4 protein-coding genes are annotated in these 3,591 nt (G+C 35.3%); all 4 read right to left on the reverse strand.

Annotated elements, in window-relative coordinates; all coding sequences use genetic code 11:
• Window positions 1-75: 75 nt before the first annotated feature.
• Window positions 76-1,254 carry a malic enzyme-like NAD(P)-binding protein gene (locus EAI80_RS12370; RefSeq protein WP_129982280.1) on the reverse strand — a complete coding sequence of 393 codons (1,179 nt, stop codon included), beginning with the start codon at window positions 1,252-1,254 and terminating at the stop codon, window positions 76-78.
• Window positions 1,255-1,346: 92 nt separating this feature from the next.
• A complete protein-coding gene (locus tag EAI80_RS12375) occupies window positions 1,347-2,282 on the reverse strand; it encodes a type I phosphomannose isomerase catalytic subunit (RefSeq protein ID WP_129982281.1) in 936 nt (311 codons plus the stop codon).
• Window positions 2,283-2,365: 83 nt separating this feature from the next.
• Window positions 2,366-2,800, reverse strand: coding sequence for a DUF523 domain-containing protein (locus EAI80_RS12380; RefSeq protein WP_129982282.1), 435 nt, complete (start codon window positions 2,798-2,800; stop codon window positions 2,366-2,368).
• On the reverse strand, window positions 2,784-3,437 hold the full coding sequence (locus tag EAI80_RS12385) for an HAD family hydrolase (protein WP_129982283.1): 654 nt from the start codon (window positions 3,435-3,437) through the stop codon (window positions 2,784-2,786). Before EAI80_RS12385 ends, EAI80_RS12380 begins: the two co-directional genes overlap by 17 nt.
• Between the last annotated feature and the right edge of the window lie 154 nt (window positions 3,438-3,591).

The raw sequence follows: 3,591 nt of genomic DNA on the forward strand, positions 1-3,591 counted from the left end.
TGCCCTTTACAAGTGGAAACCCCCAAATATTTAAAGCGAGTTTTTTATTGACCCCCCTTAAAAATTAAAGGTTCATTATTTATGCGCAATTACATCTTCTTTAATAGCTTGGTCACTTACTGCTTTTGCAACAGTCACTGCTACACGCGCATCAGTCGCACGAGGGATGATGTAATCCTTGTTTAATTCTTCATCGCTTACAAGACTTGCTAAGCCCTTTGCAGCAGCTAATTTCATACCTTCAGTAATCTTAGTGGCATGAACATCTAAAGCGCCTCTAAATAAGCCTGGGAAGGCTAATACATTATTGATCTGGTTAGGGAAGTCTGAACGTCCAGTTCCTACGACTGCAGCACCTGCATTTACTGCATCATGATATTTAATTTCAGGTTCTGGATTAGCCATTGCGAATACAATTGGCTTTTCTTTCATTGACTGAACCATTTCTTTAGTAAGAAGACCTGGAGCTGAAACACCAATAAAGACATCTGCTTCTTTGACTGCTTCTGCCATAGTCATACGTTTATTAGATTTGTTTGTAATTTCTGTTAATTCCTGAGTTAAGAAGTCATACTTATCATAATCATCCTTGATCACAATACCATTGATATTAAAGCCATAGATTTCCTTAACACCTAAGTCATGAATCATATGGATAATAGAGCTTCCTGCAGCACCTGTACCACTGACTACAACAGTCCCGTCTTCTGGCTTCTTACCAACAACCTTTAAGGCATTGACTAAAGCAGCAGTAACGACAATAGCTGTACCATGCTGATCATCATGGAATACAGGAATATCTAATTCTTTCTTTAGTGTTCTTTCAATTTCTACACAACGTGGTGCACTGATGTCTTCTAGGTTAATACCACCAAAAGTGGGAGCAATCTGTTTACAGAACTTAATGATTTCCTGAGGATCCTTTGTATCAATACAAAGAGGAACAGCATCAATATTCGCATATTTCTTAAATAAGATAGATTTACCTTCCATTACTGGAAGTCCTGCAGCAGGGCCAATATCACCAAGTCCTAGTACCGCAGTTCCATCACTGACTACTGCCACACTATTCCCCTTCCATGTATAATCATAAACAGTTTCTGGATTATTGTGGATTTCACGACATGGCTGAGCAACACCAGGTGTATAAGCCATAGACAAATCTTCCATTGTTTCCATTGGTACCTTCACATTGATTTCCATCTTACCATGATGTTCTTTATGAAGTGCTAATGCTTTTTCATATATATCCATACCTTTTCTCCTTATCATCAATTTTATACCAAAATTATACGAAGCATTTCAATAGAAGTCAATAAAAGAGCACTTTTGTGCTCTTAAATGAATTATAGTGTTGTCACCATTAATTCTAGTCCACCTTCATAATGTACTAAATCAACATCTGAACAGATAATAAACTGATCACCCTTTTTAATAGGCATATCATTGACAGTACCTTCACCATCAATGACTGATACTAACTGGAATGGATCATCATTTTTAATTTCTGTACTTCCTTCAATTAAGTAATGATCAACAGTTAAATATTCACACTTTAAATATCTAGTCTTAGAACCATGGTCTAATTTAGTATTTACAAATAATTTATTCTGATCTAAATCAGATGGTACCTTTGTACAGTCGATTGACTGCTGTACATGTAATTCTCTTTCTTTACCATCATCACCCTTACGATGATAATCGTAAACACGATAAGTGATATCTGAAGACTGCTGTGCTTCATAGATTAATGAACCACCACAGATCGCATGTAATGTACCTGCTGGGATATAGAAGAAATCACCCTTATGGATTTTAAAACGATTGAGTAATTCATCATACTTATCTTCTTCAATATCCTTAATGAATTCTTCTTTAGTTTTAGCATAATGACCCATAACCATATCTGTACCTTCATCCGCCTGTAATACATACCAAGATTCAGTCTTACCTAAAGAATTTTCATGAATTTTTGCATATTCATTATCTGGATGTACCTGTACAGATAAATCCTGTTTAGCATCAATAATTTTTACAAGTAATGGGAACTGATTTCCTTCTACATTACCAAATAATTCACGATGATTTTCAAACATCCATGATACTGTTTTTCCTTTATATTCACCTTCAACGATTGGGCAATCGCCACTCTTATGACCTGAGATAACCCATGCTTCTCCTGTATGATCACTTGGGATATCATAACCATAAACATCTCTTAACTTAGTTCCACCCCAGATCTTTTCTTTTAAAACTGGCTGGACCTTTAAAATATGACCCATTATATATTCCTCCTATTTCATATACTCATATTCTAATATATTCATTCCTATTTTTCTAGTCTAGCGCTTACTTTGTATATTTTTTACTGCTTACCTGGATAATTTTCTTCTGTATAAATCTTATATCCTTCTTTTTTTAGTAAACGTACAAAGATTCCATCTGCATCAATGACCCTGTGGGAGAATGAGCCATCATAAATATGATTAAGACCACAGCTAGGTGAACGGCTCTTTAAAATAACATAATCAATATCAAATGCTTTAAGTATATCTAGTGCCTTCTGTGCTCCCTCTACATATTCCTTTGTAACATTTTTACCATTAACTGTCTCTACACATAATGGCTCTTCTGAAACTATTTCAGCAGGATCTCTAGGAATAGAGAGTCCTCCTAACACTTCAGGACAAATAAGTACTGCTTCACCTTTCTTATCAATAAGTTCTAATGCTTCTATTCTATTAGAATCTCCTCGATAAGTACAATCATAGCCACATAAGCATTTACTTATTCCAATCATCTACATACTCCTTGATATCATGTGCCTTATAAGCGATTTTAGTAGCTCCTGCAGCCTTTAACTCTGCTTCCCCTCTAAATCCCCAATCACAGCCAATTGTCTTCATAGAAGCGTTAATTCCTGTTTCTATATCAACATTAGAATCCCCAATAAAGACACATTCATCCTTGGTTAAACCAATATCATTTAATGCAAGGTTTAAAGAAGTAATATCAGGCTTTTTAGGATAATCTGCACATCCTCCATATGTAGTAATAAAGCGATCACCAAATAGCTTAGGTACAATCACTTCAGCTACTGTATGTGGTTTATTAGTAACACAAGCAAGTTTAATACCTTCTTTATGTAAATCTTCTACTAATTCCTTAATACCAGGATATGGTGCTGTGTAATCAAAACAATGATCCTTATAGTGGTCCATGAATTCTTGTAAACATTGATCAAACAAATCCTGATGATCTTCTCCAAGTGCACGTTCTACTAGTTTTAAAACACCATTACCTACATACTGTTTATAGTTTTCAATAGGATGTGGTGCTAACTCACATGCCTCCAAAGCATGATTTGTACTAACTGCAAGATCCTTTAAAGAATCAACTAATGTTCCATCTAAATCAAATATACAACCTTTTATCATAACTGCCTCCATAATTACACCCATTATAGCATTCCTACCCCGCAAGTTTAAGAGTAATTCTGCAATTGTTTTCGCTTATCTGATTCCAATGTGATAATGTCTCAATGTATCCAAGTTGATAATGTCCCAATTGGGACATTATCAACTTGCCGTG

It is taken from the genome of Catenibacterium sp. co_0103 (genome assembly GCF_004168205.1).
Lineage (GTDB): Bacteria > Bacillota_I > Bacilli_A > Erysipelotrichales > Coprobacillaceae > Catenibacterium > Catenibacterium mitsuoka_A.

What these genes read in the sequence shown, in the direction of transcription:
- EAI80_RS12370 (WP_129982280.1), bottom strand. Translation starts at nt 1,254, where the DNA reads ATGGATATATATGAAAAAGCATTAGCACTTCATAAAGAACATCATGGT.
- EAI80_RS12375 (WP_129982281.1), bottom strand. Translation starts at nt 2,282, where the DNA reads ATGGGTCATATTTTAAAGGTCCAGCCAGTTTTAAAAGAAAAGATCTGG.
- EAI80_RS12380 (WP_129982282.1), bottom strand. Translation starts at nt 2,800, where the DNA reads ATGATTGGAATAAGTAAATGCTTATGTGGCTATGATTGTACTTATCGA.
- EAI80_RS12385 (WP_129982283.1), bottom strand. Translation starts at nt 3,437, where the DNA reads ATGATAAAAGGTTGTATATTTGATTTAGATGGAACATTAGTTGATTCT.